This is a genomic window from Pseudoxanthomonas japonensis, assembly GCF_010093445.1.
In the GTDB taxonomy this organism is placed as follows: domain Bacteria; phylum Pseudomonadota; class Gammaproteobacteria; order Xanthomonadales; family Xanthomonadaceae; genus Pseudoxanthomonas_A; species Pseudoxanthomonas_A japonensis.
Window position 1 is genome coordinate 18,362 of the sequence record NZ_PDWW01000026.1, and the last position, 20,510, is coordinate 38,871.

Below are 20,510 nucleotides of genomic sequence, written 5' to 3' on the forward strand. Positions count from 1 at the left end.
GAGGAGAAGCCGGGCATGTCCCGGCTTTTTCTTTGCGCGGCGCCATCGCCAGCGTCGCGACCGCTCCGGCATAATCGACGCACATGAGCGTCCTTCGATTCGAAAACGTCAGCAAGCAGTATCCCGGCGGCCACACGGCGCTGGAGGACGTCAGCTTCGAAGTGGCCGAGGGCGAGATGCTGTTCGTCACCGGCCACTCCGGTGCCGGCAAGAGTACGCTGCTGAAGCTGATCCACCTGAGCGAGCGTCCCAGTCGCGGCGCCGTCGTGTTCGGTGGCCGGAACCTGCTGAAGGTGCGCGGCGGGCGCATTCCGCTGCATCGCCGCGAGGTCGGTGCGGTCTACCAGGACCATCGCCTGCTGACCGACCGCACGGTGATGGAGAACGTCTCGCTGCCGCTGATCCTGCGCGGCGACCGCCGCGGCGACATCGGCAAGCGCGTGCGCGAAGTGCTGGCGCGGCTGGGTCTGGGCCATCGCGAGAACGCGCTGCCCACGCAGCTGTCCGCCGGCGAGCAGCAGCGTGTCGGCATCGCGCGCGCCATCGTTGCCGAGCCGCGCCTGCTGGTGGCGGACGAGCCGACCGGCAACCTCGATCCGACCCTGGCGGCGGAGATCATGTCGCTGTTCGCCTCCATGCCCGAGCGTGGCACCAGCGTGCTGGTGGTCAGCCATGACCTGTCGCTGCTGAAGCGCATGAAGAAGCGCGTGCTGATCCTCGACCACGGCAAGCTGGTCGACGACATCTCTCCTGCGGACCTGGCCGAATGAGCGACGCGAAGAACAGTCGTGCGCAGGCGCGCTCCAGGTTCGGCATCTGGCTGGACCAGCATCTCTACAGTTTCGTTTCCAGCCTGGGACGCACGGTGCGTCGTCCGTGGGCCACGCTGCTGACGATCGGCGTGATGGCGGTGGCCTTCGTGTTGCCGCTCGGCCTGTGGCTGGCGCTGCAGAACGTCGGCCATTTCGCTGGCGATGTACAGCAGTCGCGCGAGATCGACCTGTTCCTGACGCCGGAGACGCCGGTCGCGCGGGCGCAGGCGCTGGCGGAATCGCTGCGCAGTCGCGACGATGTCGCGCGCGTGGACCTGCGAACGCCCGAGCAGGGGCTGGCGGACTTCCGCAAGCGCAGCGGGCTCGCCGGTTCGCTGGACCTGCTGGACGGCAATCCGCTGCCCAGCCTGCTGGTGGTGGTGCCGGAAGGCGACGACGCACGTCTCGTCGCCGCGCTCGAGGCGCTGCCGGAAACCGACCTGCTGCAGCACGACGCCGCCTGGCGCGAACGCCTTGCCGGCTGGATGGGGTTCGGCAAGCGGCTGGTGTGGGTGCTTGCCGCGCTGTTCGGCCTGGGTGCGCTGCTGGTGGTCGGCAACACCGTGCGCCTGGACATCCAGTCGCGGCGCGAGGAAATCGGCGTGCTGCAGTTGCTGGGCGCGAGCGATGGCTTCATCCGCCGGCCCTTCATCTACCTCGGTGCGTGGTACGGGCTGGCGGCCGGTGCGCTGGCGCTCGGCCTGCTGACGCTGGCGGCGCTGGCGTTGCGCGCGCCGCTCGCCGCATTGGCGCGCAGCTACGGCAGTCCGTTCGTGCTGGTGGGGCTGGACCCGGCCGGTGCGACGGTCGTCGTCGCGGCGGCCACGGTGATCGGCTGGCTGGGGGCATGGCTGGTGACCGGCCACTTCTTGCGTCAGACTCGCCCGACTGCCACCTGACACCTCCCGCACCTTCATGGCCCAAGAGCTCCGGCATCTGATCAGCGACGCGCCCCGCGTGATGGTGGTGGACGGGTCGAAGCTGGTCCGCAAGCTGATCGCCGATGTGCTGCAGCGGGAACTGCCTGGCGTGCAGGTGATCGGCTGCGCCAGCATCGCCGAGGCGCGCGACGCGCTGGCGGCGGGCGAAGTTCACCTGGTCACCACCGCGCTGGCGCTGCCGGATGGCGACGGCATGGAGATCGCGCGCAGCGTACGCGAGGCGGCGGGGCAGGCCTACGTGCCGGTGATCGTCGTGTCCGGCGATGCGCAGCAGCACCTGGAAGAGCGCCGCTTCACCGAGTTCGTTACCGACTATTTCGACAAGGCGCTCGGCCACGAAGCACTGGCGACCTTCATCCGCGGCTACGTGCAGCCCGAGCCGGTGGTCGGCGCGACCATCCTCTACATCGAGGACAGCCGCGTCGTCGCCGAGACCACCAAGCGCATGCTGGAGCGGCAGGCGCTCAACGTGGTGCACGTGATGAAGGCCGAGGATGCCTTCGCGCTGCTCACCGCCGAATCGCTGGGCCTGTCCACGCACAAGTTCGACCTGGTGCTGACCGACGTGATCCTGAAGGGCGAGCTGAGCGGGCGCGACATCGTGCAGCGCATCCGCGTGGATTTCGCCTACGGCAAGCGGCGCCTGCCGATCCTGGTGATGACCGGTGACAGCAACCGCGACAACCAGGCCGAGCTGCTGCAGGCCGGCGCCAACGACCTGGTACTCAAGCCGATCGCCGAACGCCTGCTGGTGACCAAGGTGCTGTTCCAGTTGCGCCTGGCGCGCATGGACGAAACGCGCAGCCTGGTCTGAGCGCATGACGGACGACGACCGCGTCAAGCTTGAGCCTTCCTGGAAGGCGCGTATCGGCGACTGGCTGCAGCGGCCGGACATGCGCGAGTTGTCGGCGTTCCTGCGCCAGCGCAAGGTCGCCGGCGCGCGCATCTATCCGCCGGGGCCGCAGATCTTCGCCGCGTTCGATGCCACGCCGTTCGAGGCGGTGAAGGTGGTGATCCTGGGGCAGGATCCGTATCACGGGCCAGGGCAGGCGCACGGCCTGTGCTTCTCGGTGCTGCCGGGCGTGCCGGTGCCGCCGTCGCTGGTGAACATCTACAAGGAAATCAACGCCGACCTCGGTATCGCGCCGCCGGACCATGGCTGCCTGCTGCCGTGGGCACGGCAGGGCGTGTTGCTGCTCAATGCGGTGCTGACGGTGGAAGAGGGCAAAGCCGGCGCGCACCAGGGCAAGGGCTGGGAAGGCTTCACCGACCACGCCATCGAGACGCTCGCGCGCGAGCGCGAAGGCCTGGTGTTCCTGCTGTGGGGCAGCTACGCGCAGGCCAAGGGCAAGGTCATCGACACGCGCCGCCACCGCGTGCTGCGCGCACCGCATCCGTCGCCGCTGTCGGCGCATCGCGGGTTCCTGGGGTGCGGGCATTTCAGCGCGACCAACCAGTACCTCGCGCAGAAGGGTCAGGCGCCTATCGACTGGCGGTTGCCGCCGCGGGAGCAGTTGGCAACGTAGCGTGCGCCATGCGCACGACGCTTGATGCATCAATACCGGGTGTGGGAGCGAGGTAAGTCGCGATAGTCCACCGGTAACGCTTCATCGCGACTTACGTCGCTCCCACAATCGCATGAGCCTGCGGCGCGTCTCGTTCCGAGATCGTGCGCGCAGCGCACGCTACCTTGTGCGGCGCCGCTTCTGCGGCGGCGAGACCGGCGGCGGTGGCGTGACCGGGATGTTCCTGATCTCGCCCTGCAGTTCTTCCAGCATCGGCACCATCTTCAGCTGCACGGCGCTGAAGATGTTCTGCATCAGCGCAGGATTCTTGTCGAGCATGCGCTGGCCGGCCGCGCTCTCGTAGAACTTGGTGATCGCGCGCACGTCCTCGCGCGTGTACGTCTTCTTGTAGACGTCCAGGTAGACCGGACGCATCTGTTCCCACGACAGCGCCTTGCGGACGATTTCCTGCGTCTTGGCCTCGATGCGCGCCACTTCGGCCTTCTGCTCCTCGGTCATCGTCTGGCCGGCGAAATGCTTGTCGAACTCCTGCTGCTGCACGGCTTCCATCTGCGGCACCATGCCGGCCAGCAGGCTCTCGGCGCGCGAGGCCTTCAACAGACGGTCGATGTCGGCGTCGGTAGGCTCGGCCGCGAAGGCGGTGCCGGCGCAGGCCAGCGCGACGGTGACGAGGAGGAGGCGGCAGAGCCGGCGGGCCGCGGTCAGCGAAGCAGGAATCATGCGGTGCGGGTGGCGTGGAACGGGGGCACAGGGTGCCTGCCGGGGAGTAAATCTGGCGTTAACTGGCGCCGATCCTGCGCCAGTACGCTACGAACCGACGCCTATCCTGACTACAATCCGCCGCATGGGGAGCACCGCACTCGCGATCACGCCGACGCTGGCGATTCCGGACGACGAACTGGTCGAGCGCTTCGTGCGCGCGAGCGGCGCCGGCGGCCAGAACGTCAACAAGGTGGCGACGGCGGTGGAGCTGCGCTTCGACGTGGCCGGTTCCCCATCGTTGCCGGAGCCGCTGCGCGAGCGCCTGCTGACCAGGCGCGATCGCCGCCTGACCGACGATGGCGTGCTGGTGATCGACGCGCAGCGCTTCCGCACGCAGGACCGCAATCGCCAAGACGCACGCGAGCGGCTGGCCGCGATCATTGCCGCCGCGCTGGTGGTGCCGAAGAAGCGCGTCGCCACCAAGCCGTCGCGTGCGGCGAAGGCGCGTCGTCTGGACGCCAAGCGCGAGCGCAGCCAGGTCAAGCGCGGCCGCTCGCAGAAGAATCAATGGGAGTAACCGTTTGAGCCACGACATCGTTCCGCGCATCCCGCCCAACATGCCGCAGGTGCCGCCCAACCGCTTCACCCGCTGGATGGGGCGCACGTTCCTGCGAGTGTTCGGCTGGCGGATCGAGGGCACGCTGCCGGATCTGCCCAAGCTGGTGATGATCGTCGCGCCGCATTCGTCCAACTGGGACGGCATCTGGGGCATGGCAGCCAAGATCGCGATGGGCTTCCAGGTGCGCGTGCTGGGCAAGGCGCAACTGTTCTGGTGGCCGCTGTCGCCGCTGCTGCGCAAGCTGGGCGTGGTGCCGGTGGACCGCAGCTCGCCGCAGGGCACGGTGGAGCAGGCGGTCCGGATGATCCGCACGTCCGACAGGATGTGGTTCGCGCTGACGCCGGAAGGCACGCGCAAGCGCGTGGACAAGTGGAAGGGCGGCTTCCTGAAGATCGCCCAGCAGGCGCAGGTGCCGATCCTGATGGCGTACTTCCACTACCCCGAGAAGATCATCGGCATCGGCGACGTGTATTACCCGACCGGCAACATGGAGGTCGACATGGCGGCCATCCGTGAGTGGTACCGGCCGTGGCAGGGGAAGAACCGCGGGACGGTGTGAGGCGCGGATCGATGCTGCAAGGGCCAGTGAATCCCAGCATGCGCTGGGATGACGGGGTCGGGTTATCCGGCGAGCGGTACGCGTAGTACTTGGCTCACGCGTGATGCGGGAGATAGCCCTATACCTCGATGGCACACGCCGTCGTCCCAGCGAACGCTGGGACCCATCTTGATCCTGCCTCGCGCGCACGCGTGCACTGAATGGAAGGCTCTGGCGACGCCAGGCCGAAACAAGCTCGATCCCGGCATGCGCCGAACGGTGAAAAAGGGGGCGCCAGCGCTAGCGCCCCATCGCATACCCGAAAGAAAAAGCCCGCCTTGCGGCGGGCTCTGTTCCTATGCGCCACGATCCACGGCTCAGAGCGCTTTGCCGCCCAGCTTCCAGGTGACCTGCAGGAAGTAGGCGCGCCCCACGCTGTCGAACCAGGCCGTGTCGTAGTACGGATAATTCGACCAGGTCGGATCCTTCGGCGGCATCTTGTCGAGCAGGTTGTTGACCGTCAGCGAAATACGCAGGTGATCGTTGATGTCGTAGCGCGCGCCGGCATTGAAGCGCCATGAATCGGGCATCCAGGCATCGTCCGCGTAGTTCGGCACGCGGCCCAGGTAGTTGCCGAACAGGCTGGCGCCGAACGCACCCTTGTCCCAGCTCACGCCCAGATTGCCCTTGCGGCGAGGCAGTGCAGGGCTGTAGGTCTCGTAATTCAGCATGTCGAGCGTCGGATCGCCCGGGTACTGCTGGCTCTCGTGGCGATGCACCCAGGTGTAGCTGCCGGTGAAGCGGAAGTCGCCGGCCTGCTCGGTCTGCAGGCGGTAGCTGACGCTGGTGTCGATGCCCGAGGTCTCTTCGCTGGCGATGTTGATCGGGCTGAAGCGCACGCTGGTGATCACGCCATCGCTGTCGCGGATGACGCGGGCGATCGCGTCCTGGCAAGTGGCCGAGTTGATGTCGACCGGCGTGCCGTTGTCGGTGACGCCCAGGCGGCAGCTCGCTTCATCGCGACGGATCCGCTCGCGATCCTGCGTCTGCACCTGGTTCATCACCTTGATCTTGTAGTAGTCCATCGACAGGTCGAAGCCGCTGAACGGCGACCACACGAAGCCGGCGGAGAACGACTTGCTGGTCTCCACGTTGAGGTCCATGTTGCCGCTGTAGACGTCGAACGTGCTGACATCGTAGCTGCCGTCGTCGTAGCAGTAGTCGTTGGTGGCGTCCGGCTCGGCGGTACGGCAATCGTAGTAGTCGGTCGCGAAGCGCGTGCGGTAGTAGTCGTTGCCGGCGAAGAGGTAATGCATGTCCGGCGCGCGGAAGCCGGTGCCGTACGAACCGCGGACCAGCAGCGTGTCCAGCGGACGCCACTCCAGGCCGGCGCTGTAGGTGAACTTGCCGGGATTCTTGTTGCCGTACTCGTAGCGGTCGTAACGACTGGCCAGGCTGGCTTCCAGCGTGGACAGTAGCGGCAGGCGCAACTCGCCTGCCACGCTCCACCGGTCGCGGTCGCCACGGCCATCACCGTAGCGCGGGCCGTAGTAGGCGTCTTCGGTCAGTGCCAACGGATCGGGATTGATGCGATAGGACTGGCTGCCGTATTCCACCGCGCCGGCGAAGCCCACGTCGCCGGCCGGCAGCGTGAACAGGGCGGTGTTGTCGACGGTGAAGCTGAGGTTGTCGTTCTTGGCCACCGGGCGGAACGTGGACATGGTCGAGATGGACGCGAATTCCGCCGGCGTCAGTGGCGTGAACAGGCGGTTCGGATCCGGTGCGTAGATGGCATAGCCACGGCTGGTGTAGCCGAGCCGCTCGCCCAGGAACAGACGATTGGCCGCATCCGCCTTGATGCGGGGCATCTCCACGTCGGCCTTGTACTGCGAGTGGTTGTAGGCGCCTTCCCAGTTCCAGTCCTCGCCGAACTGGCCCTTGAAGCCGGTGGTCAGCGCGAACGTCTTCTGCACGGTGGTGTTCATGCGGTTGCGCAGGCCGCCGATTTCCTCGGGCGTGAACTGGCGCGTCCAGATCTCGCGCTGGTCGGTGAGCGCGTTGTAGAACACCTTGTCGCGGTAGTTGTTGGTCGACGCCGGGTCGTGGAATTCCCAGCCCATGTGGTCGCTCGCCACATCGTTGCCGTTGGTGCCGGTCAGCAGCCGCACGGTCTGGTGGCCGAACTGCGCGTCGGCGAACCAGGAGAGCGTGTCGGAAATGCGGTATTCGAATGCGCCGAACACATTGCCGCCCTTGCGCTCGTTGGTGATCGTGCGATACGCGATGGCGCGCTCGCTGCCGCAGTAGGGCTCGCCGAAACGGTCGTCCGCCAGTACGGTCGTGCCTTCGTTCAAGCCGGCCATGGCCGCGCATCCATCGGCGGGCGCGATGTTGGTGTCGTCTTCCCAGTTGAGGATCTGCGCGGTCAGGCGTGGCAGCTGGCGGCGGGCCAGCGGGGAGTCCAGCGTGGAGTCCTGGTTGCGGCGCTCGTAGCCCCACAGCGGTCGCTTGTCGAGCAGTTCCACACCGACGATGCCGCTGAAGTCGCCGCGTTCGAACCCGGTGGTCACGGTCAGCCGGTGCGACTCGCCGCCGCCTCGCTCGGTGTCGCCGTAGCGATAGTCGAAGATGGTGCCGTCGACCGACTTCTTGAGGATGAAGTTGATGACGCCGGCCATCGCGTCTGAGCCGTAGACCGCGGAGGCGCTGCCGGTCAGCACTTCCACGCGGTCGATCATGCCGAGCGGGATGTTGCCGATGTCGGTGAAGTTGCTGCGGCCGTTGAGCGGCAGCGGAAAGTCGGCGATGCGGCGGCCGTTGATCAGCACCAGCGTGTGGTTCGGGCCGAGGCCGCGCAGGTCGACCGCCTGCGCGCCCGGCGTGGACTGGGCGCTGGTGGTGTTCTGCTGGCCCTGCACCGTGCCGCTGTTCTGGCTGAGCGAGCGCAGCACGTCAGGTACGGAGGTGAAGCCGGCGGCCTGGATCTGTTCGGCCGTCACCACCGTGATCGGCGCGGGACCTTCGATCTGCGCGCGCGGGATGCGCGAGCCGGTCACTTGCAGGGTTTCCAGCTGGGTCACGGGTTCTTCGGCTTGCGCGGCGCCGCCACCGGGAGGCGCCTCCTGGGGTGCGGGGCGGGGTGCCGGCGCGCGGCGCGGGGTGGCATCGGCCTGCACGATCAGCACGGCGCCGGAGGCATCGCGCTTGGCCTGGAAGCCGCTGCCCTGCAGCAGGCGATCCAGCGCCTGGTCGGGGGTGGCGGCGCCCTGCACCCCGCTGGTGCGTCGGCCCTTCAACTGGTCGGCGCGGTAGACGAGCTGCGTACCGGACTGCTTGGCGAGCGTGTTGAGCGCCGTGGTCAGTTCGCCCGCAGGCAGATCGATGCGGCCGGGGGCCGCTTGGGCCTGCGCGGCAAGCGCCGCACTGCAGGCCGCACTCAACAACAGCATGCGCACTGGATACCGCATCGACTTCTCCCCGGGGGCGCTCGGAATGGCGCCTGTTGGCTATCAGGACGAACGAACCGCGCAAATCCCCCCATGACCTTCGTCGTGGCGTGCGCGGCCTAGCGTGTATGCAGGACGATGCGGTCCGCATGCCGCTCGGCGCGCACCGGGAATCCCTGTTCCAGCAGGTGGGCAAAGCCCTCGGCGTTGGACCAGCGGAAGTTGCCGCCCACCCGCAGGTCGGCGACGGCGTCGTCGCCCAGCTCCAGCTTGCGGGTGTTGAAGCGGTTGAACTCGGCGGCGGCCGCGGCCAGCGAGGTATCGTCGAAGGTGAGGAAGCCGTCGCGCCATTCCAGGTACCGTTCCGCTTCCGCCACCGGCAGCGAACGCACCAGTACGCCGTTGCGGCCGGCGGTGGCCACGCTGCCCGCCGGCAACAGCGACACCGGCTGCGCGGTGCCGTCGGGGCCGGCTCGGCTTTCCAGTCGCACCTTGCCTTCGGTCACCACCACGCGGATCTCCTCCGGATCGCGTCGCACGGAGAAGCGCGTGCCCACCGCGGCCACGCGGCGACCATCGGTCTCGACCACGAACGGGCGGCGCGTGTCGTGGGCGACGTCGAAGAACGCTTCGCCCTTCGCCAGTGCCACGTGCCGCTCGCCGCGGCTGAGGGTGACGTCCAGGCGGCTGTCGCTGCTCAGCGTGGCGGTGGAGCCGTCCGGCAGCGTGATGGTCTGGATCTGGCCGACCGTGCTGGCATAGCTCGCCTGTTCGCGGCCGCTCAGCTGCCAGCTGCCCCACGCGACCGGGCCGAGCATGAGCAGGGCCAGCGCCGCGGCCAGGCCGTGCTGCCAGCCACGGCGACGGTGGCCGCCGCGGTCGCGGGGAGCGAAGGTCAGGCCGCGCAGATCCGGGCGCGCGTCCGCCCTGGGTTCGCCACCATCGGCCATCGCGCTGCTGCGGGGCGGCAGCGTGCCGGCGGGCAGGCCGGCGGCCAGCGCCTGCAGGCGGCCGGCTTCGGCCCACGCGGACTGCAGGCGGAGGAACTCGACCTTGTGCCGCGCGGATGCGGCCAGCCACGCGTCCAGCCGGCGCTGTTCGTCCGCCGTCCAGTCGTCCGCATCGCGGCGGGCCAGCCAGTCGGCGGCGAGCGCCTCAATCTGTCTGCTGTCGGCCATGCGCATCGTCCTCGTCCATGATGGGCCGGGCACGATGCCCGTCCAGCGCAGGCACGGCGTCGCCGCCGTACAGGTGGTCGGCGATCAGGCGCATCCCTTTGGCCAAATGCTTTTCCACGGTCTTCTCGCTGATGCCCAGTCGGGAGGCGACGTCCTTCTGCGGCAGTTCCTCCACGCGCCGCAGCCACACCACTTCGCGGCAACGGTCGGGGAGCCGGTCCAGGGCCTCGACCACGCGCTTGAGCGCCTGCCGGGTCCCGGTCCACCGCTCGGGCGACACCTCGTCGATCAGGTAGACGTTCGAGGACTCGAAATCACCCACTGGCTCGATCGACACCACCCGGCTGCGGCGCAGGCGGTCGGTCATCAGGTGGCGCGCGGTGGCGAACAGGAAGGCCTTGGGCGCATCCGGACGCGTCCGTCCCGCCGCTTCGTACACGCGCGCATAGACCTCCTGGCGCAGGTCGTGCCATTCATCGCGGTGCGGCCAGCTGCGCTGCAGGAACAGCGACAGCGCTCGCTCGTGGACAAGCACTTCGCGGACGAACCAGTCGTCGAATTCGGTGGCCATGGCCGCACTCTAGCCCAAGCGCGCGCGCTTCCGCATGGGGGAAGCGTGCCGCCGGTTCGTCTCCCTTCGTCATTGGCGCGTGGCATCCTGCCGCGACCTTCGACCTGGGAGTACGACGGCATGGTGTCAGTCTTCGGCATGTTGCAGCGCGGTGCGATCTGCGTGGTGGCGCTCGCCTTGTCCCTGCCGGCGTGGGCCGCCAAGCCGGCGCACTACGTGCTTGGCGACACCAACGCGAAGACGCCGGGGCAGGTGCAGCCCGGCCTGCTGCTGATGGGCGGCGGCGACCGCAACTTCGACGCGATGCACTGGTTCATGAAGAAGGCCGGCAATGGCCACATCGTCGTGCTGCGCGCGTCACAGGCCGGCGAGATCGGCGAAGAGTTCTTCAACGAGGTCGGCGGCATCGCCTCGGTGGAGACCTATGTCTTCACCGACCGCGAGGGCGCGAGCGACCCGGACGTGCTGCGCAGCCTCAAGCGCGCCGACGGTATCTTCCTGGCCGGTGGCGACCAGTCGCGCTACGTGCGCTTCTGGCGCGGCACGCCGGTGGGCGCCGCGCTGGACGCGCACGTGCGTGCCGGCAAGCCGCTGGGTGGTACCAGCGCCGGCCTGGCCATGCAGGGCGAGTACCTGTACGGCGCGATGGACGGCGGCAGCATCATCAGTCCGCGCGCGCTGGCCGATCCGCTGGGTGCGGACAACACCATCGAGACCGGTTTCCTGCAACTGGCGCTGTTGAAGGGCGTGATCACCGATACGCATTTCAGCGAGCGCAACCGGCTGGGCCGGCTGATCGCGTTCGTGGCCAAGGCCGAATCGCTTGCCGGCCGCCCGATCCTGGGGTTGGGCGTGGACGAGGATGCCGCGGTCGCGGTGGAAGGCGATGGCAGCGCGCGCGTCTACGCCACCGCACCGGGCGCCGGCGCCACGGTGGTGAAGGGCGGCTTCGCGCAGAAGCAGGTGGAAGACGAAGCGATGAACCTCGATCGCGTCGACACCGTCATCGCCGGCGTCGATTCCGTGCTGCACCTGCCGAGCGGTCGCGTCGACAAGCCGGCCGCCGAGCGCCACTACGCCGTGCGCGACGGCGTGCTGGTGGCGCTGGATTCGCCGTTGCTGGTGATCCACGGCGGCGCCGGCGTCGAACGCGCCGGCATGACGCCGGCCGACGAGGACGCGGCGCGCAAGGCGCTTGAGGCGGCGTTGCGCGCGGGCCATGCACAGCTGAAGGACGGCAAGCCTGCGCTGGAGGCGGTGGCCGCCGCGATCACCGTGCTGGAGGATGCGCCGCAGTTCAACGCCGCGCGCGGCGCGGTGTTCACCCACGACGGCAAGAACGAACTCGATGCCTCGATCATGGACGGCGCCACCGGCAAGGCCGGCGCCGTCGCCGGCGTACACCGGGTCAAGAACCCGATCACGCTCGCGCGCGCGGTGATGGACAAGTCGCGCCACGTGATGATGGTCGGTGCTGGCGCGGAAGCGTTCGCGAAGGAGCAGGGCGTGACGCTGGTCGATCCGTCGTACTTCCGCACCGAGAAACGCTGGCAGCAGCTGCAGAACGCGTTGAAGGAAGAAAAGCAGGCGCAGGCGAGCAACACGCCGCTGGCGCTGCCAGGCAAGGCCTATTTCGGCACGGTCGGCGCGCTGGCGCTGGACGCGAAGGGCCAGCTGGCCGCGGGCACCTCGACCGGCGGCATGACCAACAAGCGCTACGGCCGCGTCGGCGACTCGCCGATCATCGGCGCCGGCACGTGGGCCGACGATCGCTGCGCGTTCTCCGGCACCGGCTGGGGCGAGTACTACATTCGCGCCGCCGCTGCGCATGAGGTCTGCGCGCGCGTGCGCCTGGCCGGGCACAGCATCGCGCGCGCATCCGAGGGCGTGATCAACCGCGACATCCCCAAGGCCGGCGGCGACGGCGGTGCCATCGCGCTGGGCGCCGACGGCAGCATGGCGTTCCCGTTCAACACCGAGGGCATGTACCGCGGCTGGATTGGCGCCGACGGCGTGCCGCATGTGGCGATCTACAAGGAAGACCCGCTGCCCGCGCGCTGAGGCGATTGCACCTACGCTCCGCTTGGCCTAGAGGGGGAGCATGGACAAGATGCTTGGGATTGCGCTGTTACTCGGGACTATGGGGCTGTCGGCGGCAGCGCCGACGGACGGCGCTGTTGCCTTCCGCGTGCAGGCACGGGTCGAACTCGATGCGCAGGGCGTACCGCGCCTTGTGCATGCCGATCAGGCGCTGCCCGCTCCCGTCCGGGACGCGATCGAGAAGCGGGTTCTTCAGTGGCGCTTTGAGCCCGCTCGCGTCAATGGCGAGCCGCGGAGTGGAGCCACGACAGTGTTCCTCAACACGTGTGCGATGCCTGCCGAGAACGGCGCCTTGCGGCTGGCGATGGAGTACCACGGGCACGGTCCTGGTTACACAGGCGGGGGCAGCGCACCCATGCCGCCGCGATACCCGGTCGATGCCGTCAGGGTCGGTAAGCAAGGTGCATTCCGCGTGACCATGGAGATTGGCGTCGACGGCCACGCGAGGATCCAGGACATCGAGACGCTGAAGGGAACGGCGTGGCCTTTTCAGAAGCGCTTGAAGGAATGGGCAAATTCGTTGCGCTACGTGCCGGAAGAAGTCGACGGCAGACCCGTCGCCACCCGTATCGCCCTCTCTGTCGCCTTCACGATCGGTGATGGAGCTCCCCGCCAGCGGACGGCTCCCGAGAACGCTGCCGCGTGCTCGGCGGCGATGGGAGCGGGAGACGGCGAGGAGCCGCTGCAGCCTGTCGTGCTCGATTCGCCCTTCAAGCTGAAGGAAGCCGGCTGACGCCCGTTGGGGGCACCCTGTAGGGCGTCCCGTCGCTGGTGGGCTTGGGCAGGCGCGTCCGATGTGTCTGCCTCTGTGACCCATGTCGCAAATGTGACGACTGTAAGTTAGGATACATGTCACATTTCGGCCGGCCCCTCCTCGCCTGGAAGGCGTCTTGGGTCGGCTTGCCACAGGGGGCAAGCGGTAAGGGTCCGTTGTCGGATGGACCTGCGGAGCGCCTCTTCCACAGAAGCGTCAGGGGATCCGTTCGTCGATGTCGTACCGCGCTATTGATGCCTTGCACCCGCAGGGCGCATGTTCTGCACGCCTGTCCGTTTCCCCCGTCTCCCGCATCGCCGGCGCCCCCGGCGGCTGGCGTCGTCGCCTCTCCCAGGCGGCCCTGCTGTCCATGGGTCTGCTGCTCGCAGGGTCGGCACTGGCATTGATCACCGGCAGCTGGACGACCAGCGGCGCCGCGTCGGCCAACACCACCGTCAACGGCATCACGGTGACCTTCACCGGTACTGCCGACGAGGCCTATTCGAACGGCACCTTCAACACCACCAACCGGTGGAGCGATCCGTACGGCGGCACCGTGAGTGGCGGCGCATCGCTGACCATGGTCTTCGACAGCGCCGGCGCGCGGAACTACGTGGTCACCTTCAGCAAGCCGGTCGACAATCCGGTGCTGCACATCGACCGCATCGGCGGCTTCTACAACAACAACCTGCCCAACAGCACGCGCTGGGAACTGACATCGTTCAATGCGCAGGGCAACGCGGTGGCGCTGGAACGGCTGGCCGGCAACAACCAGTTCGTCGTCGATGCCGCGCAGTCGCGCTTCTATCGCGCCACCGGCACCGGCTTCAGCGGCACCGGCAGTTCCGAGTGCAGCACCAACAGCAACGGCACCGGCTGCGGCTCGGTGCGGTTCAACGGCACGGGCATCACCAGCCTGACCTTCCGGGTGGACATGATCGGCTCGCGCGGCGACGGCGACGAACTGGAAATGCGCTGGAGCTTCCCGGGTTCCAGCGTGATCGTGCGCAAGCAGTCCGTGGGCGGCACCGGCACGTTCCCGTTCACCACCAGCGGCGCGCTGACGCCCTCGTTCACCCTGGCGACCACGGCACAGAACACGCCCGTCTCGTCCACGACGTATCCCATCACCAACCACGCCGCCGCGATCACGCTGAGCGAATCCACGCCGCCCGCCGGCTACGTGATGACCGCCGGCAGCTGCGTCGACCAGACCGGCGCCGCGGTGCCGGCGACCGTGAATACAGCGACGCGCCAGATCGCCATCGGTGCCGCCAGCTACGGCACCAGCCAGACCATCACCTGCACCTTCACCAACAGCGCGACGGCGACGCTGGCGCTGGCGAAGACGTGGGTCAACGCCGCCGTCAACGACACCGCGGTGCTGTCGGCGACCGGCGGTGCCAACACCGCCACGCTGGCGTCCACCGCCAACAGTGCCTCCGAGACCGATACCGGCGCGGCCGTGCAGGTCGTCCCGGGCAACGTGATCACGCTGGCCGAGACCCTCGGTGCGGGCAATGCACGGACCTACACCGCGAGTGCGTGGTCGTGCAGCGGTGGCAGCCTGAGCGGCAACACGCTGACGCTGACCGCGGCGCATGCGGGGCAGGCGATCGTCTGTACCGTCACCAACAGCGCTCGCGTGGCGGACGTGTCGGTGGTGAAGTCGACGGCCGCGGGTCCTGCCGTCAGCGGGCAGGTGCGGAACTTCACCGTGACCGTCTCCAACGCCGGTCCCTCGGCCGCCGACGGCGCCGTGGTCAGCGACACGCCCGGCGCGGGACTCGCATGCCCGGCGTCCGGCAACCCCATCAGCTGCACCGCCAGCGGCGGCGCGGCCTGCCCCGGCGCAGCGGCGTTGCCGACGCTGGTAAGCGGCGGCGTGGCCGTGCCGACGCTGCCGTCGGGCGGCACCGTGACCTTTACCGTGCCCTGCCAGGTGACGGCGACGGGTCTGTGAGGCGGCGGGCGCGCTTCCCAAGCGCGCGCCGAGTCCCCATGATGCGGCTCCGTTCTTCGCCGCGTTGATGCAATGAGCCGTACCGCCTGGCTGTGGGTGGTGGTGATCCTGACCGCCATCGCCCTGGCCGCGACCTTCCTGGTCACGCCGCGTTTTCCCGTCCCTGTGCCCGATGCCGGTCCGCCGGTCACGCCGTTCGGCTGGACCGGGCAGTTGTCGCTGGTTGCCGGCGACGGCGTGCGCGGCGCGCAGGAAGGCGCAGGCCCGCAGGCGCGCTTCGACGATCCCTGGGGCATCGTCGTGATGGAGGACGGCACGCGCTACGTCGCCGATGCGGGCGACAACAACCGCATCCGCCGCATCACGCGCGAGGGCGTGGTCACGACACTGGCGGGCGGTCGCGAAGGCTTCGCCGACGGAACGGGTCCGGCCGCGGCCTTCCACACGCCGTCCGCACTGGCCCGCGATGCCGGAGGCAACCTCTACGTCGCCGACACCGGCAACCATGCGATCCGCAAGGTGACGCCCGAGGGCGTCGTGAGCACGGTTGCCGGTACCGGCGAAGCGGGTTTCCGCGATGGCACCGCGGCGCAGGCGCAGTTCAACGGGCCCATCGGCGTCGCCGTGGATGGTGCCGGGCGCATCTACGTGGCGGATACCTACAACGACCGCATCCGCCTGATCGACCGCGATGGCCAGGTTAGCACCCTGGCCGGCGGCGACATGCCCGGTTTCGTCGACGGCACCGGTGGCGAAGCGCGCTTCGATACGCCGACCGGCATCGCCGTCGATGCCACCGGCGTGGTCTGGGTGGCCGACCTGCGCAACGATGCCCTCCGCCGTATCGGGCCGCAGGGCGGGGTCAGCACCTTGCCGATGCTGGCCGACCTGCCGGACCAGGCGGGGCCGCGCCGCCCCTTGTCGCTGGCGCTGACGCACGATGGCCACCTGTATGTCGGCGAGCTGTTCAGCGGCCGGGTGATGCAGGTGATGCGCGATGGCCGCTGGCGGGCCCTCGCGGGGCATCTGCCCGGGCAACGCCTCTCGCGCACGGCGGGCCTGGCTGTCGACGCCGGCGGTGACGTGCACTTCACCGATGCCGGCAGCCATCGCGTGCATCGCATTGCGCCGCTGGCGGCCGGTGCGGCGCAGGTTCCCGTGGCGGTCGGTCCATCGCAGGACGACCCGCTGCCGCAGACGTCGGGGCGCTGGCCGCTGGCGCCGCAGGACGGCTGGCACGAGGTGGTCGGCACACTGGGCGAAGTGCGCGGCGATTACAGCGGCGAGAGCCGGCACCATCTGCATGGCGGTCTCGACATCCGCGGCGATGTCGGCGCGACCGTGCTGGCCATCGCCGATGGCAAGGTGAGCAGTCCGTCCGCGGCATGGAACTTCAACGGCCTCAGCGAAGGGCTGGGCCTGGGGCCGCTGGACTACATCCACATGCGCGTCGGCCGCACGCCACGCGGCGATCTGCTCGATCCCGCGCGTTTCCAGTTGCTGCGCGACCTGAGCGGTGATGCCAGCCGCATCCGCGTGCGCCGCGGCACCCGCTTCGCCGCGGGCGACGCGCTGGGCACGGTCAACCGCATGGCGCACGTGCACCTGTCGATCGGGCCTTCGGGCTACGAGCGCAACGCGATCGCGCTGGGCTTCACCGGGTTCACCGATACGTATCCGCCGCGGATCGACGAGGTCGCCCTGTTCGATACGCTGGACCAGCCCATCGACCAGCGCCAGGAAGGACGCGTCCTGGTGCCGCGCGACCTGCAGGGCGTGCGCATCGTCGTGGATGCGTGGGACCAGGTCGACCGCAACCTGCCGCGCCGCCGCCTGGGCCTGTACGCGCTGGGTTACCAACTGCTGCACGACGACGGCACGCCGGTCACCGGCTTCGAGTCCCCGCGCATGACGCTCGACTTCCAGCGCCTGCCATCCGACGAGGCGGTACAGATCGCCTACGCGCCGGGCAGCGGCATCACCGTGCACGGCAGTGCGGTCACGCGGTTCAAGTACAGCGTCACCAACACGGTACGCGACGGCAGGTGGAGCGAGGGCACGTGGCAGGCGGGCGCGCTGCCGCCGGGCGACTACACCCTCCGGATCCCTGCCCGCGATTACCACGGCAATGAAGCACAGGGCCGTCGCGACCTGAAACTGCGCCTCCCGTAGGGCGGGCTCAAGCCCGCCGGCCTCTGCCGCGCGGTACCGTGTCGATCCGCGCCACCGCCGTTCGTCGCACTCCTGAAAGCGGCCGGAGCGACCGGTCCGCACGACAGGAGATCGCAATGCGCGTCATGGTCATCGTGAAGGCCAGTCCCGAGTCGGAAGCCGGGAAGATGCCGGGTACCGGACTGCTCGAGGAGATGGGCAAGTTCAACGAAGCACTGGTCAAGGCCGGCATCCTGCTGGCCGGTGAGGGACTGCATCCCACCTCGCGCGGCGCACGCGTGCGCTTCGACGGCAGGCAGCGGACGGTCATCGACGGCCCCTTCGGCGAGACGAAGGAACTCGTCGCCGGTTTCTGGCTGTGGCAGGTGCGCAACTTCGACGAGGCGATCGAGTGGATCAAGCGCGCGCCATTCGATGGCGGCGAGGAGATCGAGCTGCGCCCGGTGTTCGAGGCCGAGGACTTCGGCGACGAACTGACGCCGGAATTGCGCGAGCAGGAAGCGCGCCTCGCCGCGCAGATCCAGTCGCAGACACAGGCCTGAGGGAGCGATCATGACCACCCAGATCTTCGTCAACCTGCCGGTCCGCGACCTGGACAGGTCCAAGGCGTTCTTCGCGGCGCTCGGCTACGCGAACAACCCGCAGTTCACCGACGAGAACGCCGCCTGCATCGTCATCAGCGACACCATCTACGTGATGCTGCTGGTGGAGCCGTTCTTCCAGGGCTTCACCCGCAAGACGATCTGCGATGCGCGCACGCACACGGAAGCGATCCTCTGCCTGTCGGCCGAGTCGCGCGCCGGCGTCGATGCGCTGGCGGACAAGGCGATCGCCGCCGGCGGCAGCGAAACGCTCGAAGCGAAGGACTACGGTTTCATGTACCAGCGCAGCTTCCAGGATCCCGACGGTCACCAGTGGGAAGTCGTGCATATGGACGATGCCGCGATGCCAAAGGATTGACGTACATGAATGTAGGCGGCGCATCGCGTGCGATTTGCCTGAGAAGGCTTGCAGGTGTGGTCCATCTGTCGTACAGATGAGGCCACGCACGCGCGACGCCGGAGGCCATCGATGCAGGGCAGGAAGCCAGCCGACGCGCGATACCGTGCAGCGCGCACGCGATCGCTGGCGTGGATCGCGGCGATGATCGTCTCAACCGCAGGATGCCAGGGCATGGCGATGACGCAGGAATCGGGCGCCGGAAGGGCCAGCAAGATCGACAATACGGTCGCCGACTGGCCGCTGACCTTTGTCCGGCACAATTTTGGCGCCACCAGCTATTCGACCTATGGTTGCAAGGTGCTCTACAACGGGTTCCTGCACCTTTCGGAAGAGGACGACGTGCTGCAGATGTCGTCCGCACGCGCGCATCCCGATTCGCTCCGGAAGACCTCTGCCGGTTACCTGGGCGTCAAGAATTTTCCGGCGCCCGCAAAGGTCACCTGGCGATCCGCCGACGGCGTTGCCCATGAAGCGGACGTGGACATCGGCGCGATATTCAAGGACCGGATGATCCTGCATCGGGTGCCGCGAGAGGATGTTCGTGAAGGGGTCTCGATCACGGATCCCGACATCATCCTCGAAGTGAACGACCGCACGATCAACGTGTACATGCGTGCGTTCGTTCCCACGCGCGAGCTGCAGATTCCGGGCAACCGCTACAGCGGCCATCGCGATGATCTTGTCCTGGCCTGGACCAGGACGTACTGATGCATTTCCACGGAGTGGAGCATGGGCGGCGAACGACATCCTGACGGTGTGAGTACGGAGCCGGCGTCGGTCGCGGACCTCGCGACCTTTCGCCATGCCAGCGAACAACTGCGAACGCTCTCCGCGCCCGTCCTGCACGACGGCCGCCGGCCTGCCGACCGCCTGTTCGTCGCGTCGTTCGACGGCACCGGCAACAGCATGCTCAAGGACGCGCCGGAGAACCACACGAATGTCGCGTTCATCCATGGCCAGGTGAAGGCGCTGGAAAAGCGGGCGCTGACGGAACACGGCACCACCACGATGGCTGGCGGCTACGTGGAAGGTCCTGGGACGCAGGGCGGAATCGGCGGAGGCATCGACCTCATGACGGGGCAGAGCTACGAAGCCCGCATGGAGGACATGTACCTGCAGTTCGTGAAGCAATCCGCCGCCTGGTTGAAGGAGAACCCGGATGCGGACATCCGCATCGCCGCCATCGGATTCAGTCGTGGCGCGGAACAGGCGGCCGGCTTCACGCGGATGGTCGAAGAGCGTGGCATCCGGAATCCGGAAGGCGCGCAGGTCACGCGCGACGGCGATGGTCGGGTCCTGCACGTCGACTACATCGGTCCACCGCTGCGCGAACCCGGCACCGTCATCCAGGCCGTCGGCCTGTTCGACCCCGTCGGCACGGGTGAGCCGCGCGATCACGACCGCCGTCTGCCGCCGTCGGTGGTGTCGGGTTTCCAGATCACCGCCGACGACGAGCGGCGCAACCTGTTCCAGTCCACCCGCGTGATGGATCCCGGCGTGACCGATGGCGGGCGCTTCCTCAACGTCACCGTCGCCGGTGCGCACAGCGACATCGGCGGTGGCTATACGCAGGATGGCATCGCGATCCGCAGCGGCAACCTGATGATCGACTACCTCAACGGCCTGAGCGACCGGCCATTCCTGGACAAGCGTGAAGAACCGTCCGATCCCGCTCGCAACGTGATCCATCGCTCCGAGGAACACCGGTTCTTCTACCGCACCTCGATCTACGACAAGGCGGGAACGCGCGGGATGCAGGAGGAACTCGCGCCGTCGAACCTCTGCAGGATCGATTGCCTCGATGCACAGCCCCGCAATGAAGCGCTCGCGCGCGAGCTGGCCTGGCGACCCGTCGAGATCGGACCGGTCCCGGTCGGCGCGGAGGTGTCGCAGTCGGGCAGTCCGGTCGAGCGCCTGCTGCAGGCGGCCAAACAGGGTGACGGTGGTGCCGTCGAGCGCATCTCGCGTGAATACCTGCACACAGACGCCGGGCAGGCGTGGCTGCAGGCAGGCCAGCAGCGGCTCGACGCCGCCTCCATCACGCAGGCACCACCGGTGGAACGCCAGCAGGAGCCGGCCGCGCTCGCACGCTGATACCGCCATCGCGTGGCGTGATCGCCTGCGCTTGTCCGTGGCCGTCGGGCTGCGTTCTAATCCGCGCGGTGACACGCGATGCCACGGGAGGC

At 68.3% G+C, this 20,510-nt stretch carries 18 protein-coding genes and 1 pseudogene; 15 read left to right on the forward strand and 4 right to left on the reverse strand.

Annotation, left to right across the window (positions count from 1 at the left end; genetic code table 11):
- The first annotated feature begins 83 nt into the window (after positions 1-83).
- Genes ftsE through ung form a run of 4 tightly spaced genes read left to right on the forward strand, consistent with a single transcriptional unit; the run spans position 84 to position 3,279 of the window.
- A complete protein-coding gene (gene ftsE, locus CSC78_RS15515; RefSeq protein WP_162338767.1) occupies positions 84-770 on the forward strand; it encodes a cell division ATP-binding protein FtsE in 687 nt (228 codons plus the stop codon).
- On the forward strand, positions 767-1,711 hold the full coding sequence (gene ftsX, locus CSC78_RS15520) for a permease-like cell division protein FtsX (RefSeq protein WP_162338768.1): 945 nt from the start codon (positions 767-769) through the stop codon (positions 1,709-1,711). Before ftsE ends, ftsX begins: the two co-directional genes overlap by 4 nt.
- Before the next feature lie 16 nt (positions 1,712-1,727).
- Complete coding sequence (locus tag CSC78_RS15525; protein ID WP_162338769.1) at positions 1,728-2,567, forward strand: response regulator; 840 nt, start codon at positions 1,728-1,730, stop codon at positions 2,565-2,567.
- A gap of 4 nt (positions 2,568-2,571) precedes the next feature.
- The gene (ung, locus tag CSC78_RS15530) at positions 2,572-3,279 is read left to right on the forward strand and encodes a uracil-DNA glycosylase (protein WP_162338770.1); all 708 of its coding nucleotides are present in this window, start codon (positions 2,572-2,574) and stop codon (positions 3,277-3,279) included.
- Positions 3,280-3,438: 159 nt separating this feature from the next.
- Here ung and CSC78_RS15535 read toward each other — a convergent pair whose 3' ends face one another.
- Complete coding sequence (locus CSC78_RS15535) at positions 3,439-3,999, reverse strand: DUF2059 domain-containing protein (protein WP_162338771.1); 561 nt, start codon at positions 3,997-3,999, stop codon at positions 3,439-3,441.
- 124 nt (positions 4,000-4,123) lie between these two features.
- Between CSC78_RS15535 and arfB the strand changes: the two genes are divergently transcribed.
- Together arfB and CSC78_RS15545 are read left to right on the forward strand one after the other, a co-directional pair.
- Complete coding sequence (arfB, locus tag CSC78_RS15540) at positions 4,124-4,558, forward strand: alternative ribosome rescue aminoacyl-tRNA hydrolase ArfB (protein WP_162338772.1); 435 nt, start codon at positions 4,124-4,126, stop codon at positions 4,556-4,558.
- Between the two features lie 40 nt (positions 4,559-4,598).
- On the forward strand, positions 4,599-5,159 hold the full coding sequence (locus CSC78_RS15545) for a lysophospholipid acyltransferase family protein (protein ID WP_162338805.1): 561 nt from the start codon (positions 4,599-4,601) through the stop codon (positions 5,157-5,159).
- A gap of 356 nt (positions 5,160-5,515) precedes the next feature.
- Here CSC78_RS15545 and CSC78_RS15550 read toward each other — a convergent pair whose 3' ends face one another.
- The 3 genes from CSC78_RS15550 to CSC78_RS15560 form a co-directional block, all read right to left on the reverse strand.
- Positions 5,516-8,605 (reverse strand): TonB-dependent receptor, encoded by a 3,090-nt coding sequence (locus CSC78_RS15550; RefSeq protein WP_162338773.1) that lies wholly within the window; start codon positions 8,603-8,605, stop codon positions 5,516-5,518.
- Between the two features lie 98 nt (positions 8,606-8,703).
- Complete coding sequence (locus tag CSC78_RS15555; RefSeq protein WP_162338774.1) at positions 8,704-9,762, reverse strand: FecR family protein; 1,059 nt, start codon at positions 9,760-9,762, stop codon at positions 8,704-8,706.
- A complete protein-coding gene (locus CSC78_RS15560; RefSeq protein WP_162338775.1) occupies positions 9,740-10,333 on the reverse strand; it encodes an RNA polymerase sigma factor in 594 nt (197 codons plus the stop codon). Before CSC78_RS15560 ends, CSC78_RS15555 begins: the two co-directional genes overlap by 23 nt.
- Positions 10,334-10,648: 315 nt before the next feature.
- On the opposite strand from CSC78_RS15560, the pseudogene CSC78_RS19100 reads away from it, so the two are divergent.
- The 9 genes and pseudogenes from CSC78_RS19100 to CSC78_RS15600 all read left to right on the forward strand — a co-directional run.
- A pseudogene (locus tag CSC78_RS19100) lies at positions 10,649-11,212 on the forward strand (cyanophycinase); the annotation flags it as partial.
- Positions 11,213-11,413: 201 nt separating this feature from the next.
- Positions 11,414-12,394, forward strand: a complete 981-nt coding sequence (locus tag CSC78_RS19105; protein ID WP_238391312.1) for an isoaspartyl peptidase/L-asparaginase family protein — start codon at positions 11,414-11,416, stop codon at positions 12,392-12,394.
- 40 nt (positions 12,395-12,434) lie between these two features.
- Positions 12,435-13,166: an energy transducer TonB gene (locus CSC78_RS15570; protein ID WP_162338776.1), complete on the forward strand. Its 732-nt coding sequence runs from the start codon at positions 12,435-12,437 to the stop codon at positions 13,164-13,166.
- Between the two features lie 391 nt (positions 13,167-13,557).
- Positions 13,558-15,150, forward strand: coding sequence for a prealbumin-like fold domain-containing protein (locus tag CSC78_RS15575; protein WP_162338777.1), 1,593 nt, complete (start codon positions 13,558-13,560; stop codon positions 15,148-15,150).
- Positions 15,151-15,222: 72 nt separating this feature from the next.
- Positions 15,223-17,322, forward strand: a complete 2,100-nt coding sequence (locus CSC78_RS15580; protein WP_162338778.1) for an SMP-30/gluconolactonase/LRE family protein — start codon at positions 15,223-15,225, stop codon at positions 17,320-17,322.
- A gap of 116 nt (positions 17,323-17,438) precedes the next feature.
- Complete coding sequence (locus CSC78_RS15585; RefSeq protein WP_162338779.1) at positions 17,439-17,864, forward strand: YciI family protein; 426 nt, start codon at positions 17,439-17,441, stop codon at positions 17,862-17,864.
- Positions 17,865-17,874: 10 nt separating this feature from the next.
- Complete coding sequence (locus tag CSC78_RS15590; protein ID WP_162338780.1) at positions 17,875-18,282, forward strand: VOC family protein; 408 nt, start codon at positions 17,875-17,877, stop codon at positions 18,280-18,282.
- Between the two features lie 111 nt (positions 18,283-18,393).
- The gene (locus tag CSC78_RS15595; RefSeq protein ID WP_162338781.1) at positions 18,394-19,032 is read left to right on the forward strand and encodes a hypothetical protein; all 639 of its coding nucleotides are present in this window, start codon (positions 18,394-18,396) and stop codon (positions 19,030-19,032) included.
- A 21-nt stretch (positions 19,033-19,053) separates the two neighbouring features.
- The gene (locus CSC78_RS15600; protein ID WP_162338782.1) at positions 19,054-20,418 is read left to right on the forward strand and encodes a T6SS phospholipase effector Tle1-like catalytic domain-containing protein; all 1,365 of its coding nucleotides are present in this window, start codon (positions 19,054-19,056) and stop codon (positions 20,416-20,418) included.
- Positions 20,419-20,510: the final 92 nt, after the last annotated feature.